Origin of the sequence: Ornithinibacter sp. (assembly GCF_035443565.1) — a bacterium.
Classification (GTDB): Bacteria; Actinomycetota; Actinomycetes; order Actinomycetales; family Dermatophilaceae; genus Fodinibacter.
In genome coordinates, this window is the sequence record NZ_DAORSO010000175.1 from 1 (window position 1) to 4,073 (window position 4,073).

A 4,073-nucleotide genomic window follows, 5' to 3' on the forward strand; every position below is an offset into this window, starting at 1 on the left:
ATCGCCGACTTCGGGAACTGCGGCCCGGGAGCCCAGCGGGTGGCCGACATGATCGACACGTGGGATGCCGCCGCCGTCACCACCGCGGGTGACAACACGTACAACGACGACCCCACCTGCACCCCGTTCACCGACTCCGTCGGCGACTTCTACGGCGACTGGGTCGAGGACCCCGAGGGGCCGCGATTCTGGCCGGCCCTGGGCAACCATGACTACGAGGACAAGGGCGCGGGGCTCGAGAAGTACCGGGCCTACTTCACCTACCTTCCCACCGAGGCCGACCCCCAACAGCGGTGGTACGACGTCAAGGTCGACGGCATCCACCTGTTCATCCTCGACAACGACGCACCCGACGCCGACCTGGCCGCCCAGCAGGTCTGGCTGCGCGAGCGGCTGACGGCGTCACGGGCCCAGGACCCCGCCGCGTGGAACGTCGTCATCTTCCACAAGCCCGCGTTCACCTCGGCCTCCCACCCGGACGAGGTCGAGATGCGACCGGATGCCGGGTGGGACTACCGCGGCTGGGGAGCCGACGTGGTCATCGCCGGCCACCAGCACGTCTACGAGGACGTCGTCGTCGACGGCATGCACTACGTCACCGCCGGCATCGCCACGAACGGCCTGGAGCGCGGGGGCTGTGACGACGAGCTGACCGACGGGAGCCGCCTGTGCCTCACCGGCGTCGAGGGCGCGATGCGCCTCGACGCCACGGCGACCTCGCTGAAGATGGAGTACCGCCAACCCTCGGATGCCGGTGAGGTCGTCCTCGACGCCATCGAGCTCACCCGCTGACGGGGCTCCCCGGCGCTGCGCCCACCGGCGGCGCGACAGCCTCCTGATCAGGTGCGGACCACGTCGGTGCCCGCGGCGTCGAGCTGCTCCGCGGTCTCGTCGTCGAGCTGGGTGTCGGTGACGAGGAGGTCGACCTCCTCGGGTCGGGCGAACCGGTGGAAGTGGTCGACGCCCGCCTTCGTGGAGTCGGTCACGACGATGGTGCGGCGGGCGGCCCGGCACATGGCCCGCTTCGCCATCGCCTCGGACTGGTCGGGGGTCGTCATGCCCCGCACCACCGAGAAGCCGTTGGTGCCGAGGAACGCGAGGTCCACGCAGACGTCGGCGAGCGCTGACTCGAGCCACTGGCCGACCGCCGCCCCGGTGCGCTCGCGCACGCGCCCGCCCAGCACGTAGAGCTCGATGGTGTCCAGGGTGTTCAGCGTGGCCGCGATGGCCACCGAGTTCGTGACCACGGTGAGCCGGCGGTCGGTGGGGAACTGCTCGGCGATGGCCTGGGTCGTCGTCCCTGAGTCGAGCAGCACGGTGCCCTCGGCGGGTAGCTCCTGCACGGCCCGCTGGGCGATGCGCTGCTTCTGCGTGCTCGCCTGGGTGCGACGGGCGGCCAGGGTGGGCTCGACCTCGAGCCGCTCGATGGGCAGCGCGCCCCCGTGGACGCGGCGCAGCAGGCCGCGACGCTCGAGCGCGGTGAGATCCCGGCGCACCGTCTCGGCGGTGACCGCGAGCTCCTCGGCGAGCGTGGTGACCTCGACGCGCCCCTGGTCACGGGCCCGCCGCAGGATGAGCTCCTGGCGCTCAGGGGCATAGCGGTGCGCCGGGAGCATGGTGGGTGCCGACGGCGGGGCGACCTGAGAGGAGTCCATGACGCCCATTGTCCTTCAGCGCGGTCGTCGTGGTGCGGTCGTGGTGCGATCCCGTCAGGCCCAACTTCTCGCTCCGGTGGCCGACCCCCCTTCCAGCCGCTACGGTGGTGTGACGGACGACACAGGAAGGGTAACCTGATGGCCACGTACGAGTTCGTCTGCGCCGAGCACGGATCGCTGACGATCACGATGCCGATGGCCGAGGTCACTGCCACCCTTCCCTGCCCGTCCTGCGGTGAGCCTGCTCGCCGCCGGTACACGGCACCCGGGCTCGCGCTCGGGGATGCCACAGCACGTCGCCTCATCGAGGCGACCTCGCGGTCCGCCCACGAACCAGCGGTGGTCAGTGCACCCCGCGGCGCCCCGATGACGCCGCGCCGCGCCCGACCGATCGCCGACCCGCGGACGGCCCGACTCCCTGCACCGTGACCTGAGCACAGGCACACACCGGCTGCTCAGGCAGATCGGAGGTCCATGGGTAACGTCGGCCTGCTGTACGTCGGGGCCATCCTCTTCATCAACGGCTGCGCGCTGCTCGGCTGGGTGCGTGGCAACGGGGCCGTCCCGTTGAACATCTTCGTGGGGCTGCTCCAGGTCCTCACGCCCACCTACCTCATCTTCACGGCGAACGGCGACCCGGACGTCATCTTCGGCGCCTCGGGCCTGTACCTGTTCGGCTTCACCTATCTCTACGTCGCGCTGAACACGATCTGGGGATTCGACGGGACCGGCCTCGGCTACTTCTCCCTCTTCGTCGCGATCGCGGCGGTCGGGTACGCCGTGGTCAACGTCGTGGAGTACCAGGACTACGCCTTCGCCGTCATCTGGCTGCTGTGGGCCTACCTGTGGTGGCTGTTCTTCCAGCTGCTCGGACGGGACCGGGACGGCCTGACCGCCTGGACCGGTGCCGTCGCCGCCGTCGAGGGCTGGTTCACCGCGGCCATCCCGGCGTTCCTCCTCCTCACCGGCTGGTGGGACGCCCTCCCGAACGCCACGTGGGCGGTCATCGTGGCCGTCCTCAACCTCGGCGGCCTCATCCTCGCCCGTGCCCGCCTCGGGTCCCGGGTGCCGGCCATGGTCTGACCACGCACCTCCCATCCACTCCCGCGGCGCCCGTCGCCGCCGCCACTGCACAGGAGCGCACCGATGCCAGAACTGATCTTCCCCCTCGACTCGACCAAGAAGTTCACCGACCAGAAGTACGTCGGCCACAACCGCTGGCACCCCGAGGTGCCGGCCGCCGTCCACGTCAAGCCGGGGGACTCCTTCCGGATGCACTGCCGCGAATGGTTCGACGGGGCGATCGTCAACGACGACTCGGCCGACGACATCCTCAACGCCCCGCTGAAGACCGTCCACGTGCTCTCCGGCCCGGTCGCCGTCGAGGGCGCCCAGCCCGGTGACCTCCTCGTCGTCGACATCCTCGACGTGGGGCCGATCCCCCAGGAGGACAGCGGCCCGTTGGCCGGCCAGGGCTGGGGCTACACCGGGGTCTTCGCCACCCAGAACGGCGGCGGCTTCCTCACCGAGCAGTTCCCGGACGCCTACAAGGTCATCTGGGACTTCACGGGGGGCGTCGCGACGTCGCGGCACGTCCCGGGTGTCTCGTTCGTCGGCATCGTCCACCCCGGCCTCATGGGCACCGCACCGTCGGCGGACCTGCTGGCCCGCTGGAACGCCCGGGAGGCGGCCCTCATCGCCACCGACCCCGACCGGGTGCCGCCACTGGCCCTGCCCCCCGAGCCGGAGCACGCCATTCTCGGGGCGCTGCCGGAGTCGGAGTACGCCAGGGCCGCGGGCGAGGCGGCCCGCACGGCCCCACCGCGCGAGAACGGCGGCAACCAGGACATCAAGAACTTCACCAAGGGGTCGCGGGTGTTCTACCCGGTCTTCGTCGACGGGGCGAACCTGTCGATGGGCGACCTGCACTTCTCGCAGGGAGACGGTGAGATCACCTTCTGCGGAGCCATCGAGATGGGCGGGTTCATCGATCTGCGGGTCGACCTCATCAAGGGCGGCATGGACACCTACGGGGTGTCGGAGAACGCCATCTTCATGCCCGGGACGACCGACCCGCGGTTCAGCGAGTGGCTCGCCTTCTCCGGGACCTCGGTGACGCTCGACGGTGAGCAGCGCTACCTCGACTCGCACCTGTCCTACCAGCGGGCCTGCCTGCACGCGATCGACTACCTCACCAAGTTCGGCTACTCGCCCATTCAGGCCTACATGATCCTCGGGGCAGCGCCCATCGAGGGTCGCCTGTCCGGTGTGGTCGACATCCCCAACTCCTGCTCGACGGTGTACATCCCGACGTCGATCTTCGACTTCGACGTCCGCCCGTCGGCCAGCGGCCCGCACCAGGTCGACCCCGGGATGGGCGTGCCCATGTCGTCGTTCTGAGCGGGTCGTGAACGGGCG

The 4,073-nt window shown here is 70.3% G+C and carries 5 protein-coding genes; 4 read left to right on the top strand and 1 reads right to left on the bottom strand.

What is annotated here, in order from left to right:
• On the top strand, positions 1 to 792 hold a 792-nt coding region (locus PLL68_RS12800; RefSeq protein ID WP_324534663.1), incomplete at its 5' end, for a metallophosphoesterase family protein.
• 47 nt (positions 793 to 839) lie between these two features.
• Here the strand turns inward: PLL68_RS12800 and PLL68_RS12805 are convergent.
• Positions 840 to 1,655 (bottom strand): DeoR/GlpR family DNA-binding transcription regulator, encoded by an 816-nt coding sequence (locus tag PLL68_RS12805; RefSeq protein WP_324534665.1) that lies wholly within the window; start codon positions 1,653 to 1,655, stop codon positions 840 to 842.
• Between the two features lie 138 nt (positions 1,656 to 1,793).
• Between PLL68_RS12805 and PLL68_RS12810 the strand changes: the two genes are divergently transcribed.
• The 3 genes from PLL68_RS12810 to fmdA all read left to right on the top strand — a co-directional run bounded on the left by PLL68_RS12810 (position 1,794) and on the right by fmdA (position 4,055).
• A complete protein-coding gene (locus PLL68_RS12810; protein WP_324534667.1) occupies positions 1,794 to 2,084 on the top strand; it encodes an FmdB family zinc ribbon protein in 291 nt (96 codons plus the stop codon).
• Between the two features lie 45 nt (positions 2,085 to 2,129).
• Positions 2,130 to 2,738: an AmiS/UreI family transporter gene (locus tag PLL68_RS12815; RefSeq protein ID WP_324534669.1), complete on the top strand. Its 609-nt coding sequence runs from the start codon at positions 2,130 to 2,132 to the stop codon at positions 2,736 to 2,738.
• A gap of 63 nt (positions 2,739 to 2,801) precedes the next feature.
• Positions 2,802 to 4,055, top strand: a complete 1,254-nt coding sequence (gene fmdA, locus PLL68_RS12820; RefSeq protein WP_324534671.1) for a formamidase — start codon at positions 2,802 to 2,804, stop codon at positions 4,053 to 4,055.
• Positions 4,056 to 4,073: the final 18 nt, after the last annotated feature.